Below are 502 nucleotides of genomic sequence, written 5' to 3'. Positions count from 1 at the left end.
AATCCGATCCAGCCATAATCTTCGAGATAGACCTCGGCCCAGGCATGCGCCCCTTCCGCCTCGGGCAGGGCATCGGATTGCGCGACATAGCCGGAGACGTAGCGGGCAGGGACTCCGAGCTGGCGCGCGCAGGTCATGAAAACGTGTGTGAGATCCTGCGGGATGCCGCCGCGGGCCGCGAAGGCGGCTGCAGCCCCTACGCCGGTACGCTGGCCGGAACGGTCRCAGGCAAGCAAGTCGTGCAGCGCTTCTGTCAACGCGTGCATCTTGGCGAGCGGTGTCGAGTCGGCGCGCGTTGCCGCCACGGCGAAGTCGCGCAAGGCGTCGTCGGGCGTCGTCAGCAAGGTATCGCGCCGGAACACTTCGGGCGGCACGCGCTCGATCGTTCCGCGAATGACACCGGCCAGATCCAGAGTCTCGATGACGCCGCCGACATGAATCGCGAGATCGGAGATCGGGCCATCGGCCGAGAAGGTATGGACGATGTTGCCATGCGCATCCT

General features: G+C 65.9%; 1 protein-coding gene. It reads right to left on the bottom strand.

Going from position 1 to position 502, the window contains the following annotated elements:
• Nucleotides 1-502, bottom strand: a 502-nt coding sequence (locus AC1DRP_RS36840) for a transglutaminase-like domain-containing protein (RefSeq protein ID WP_476771179.1), incomplete at both ends; no start/stop codon positions are given.

It is taken from the genome of Allobosea sp. 01N443 (assembly GCF_056399325.1).
Note: the sequence above shows the minus strand (reverse complement) of the source record. Positions and strands in the feature narration are given on the sequence as shown.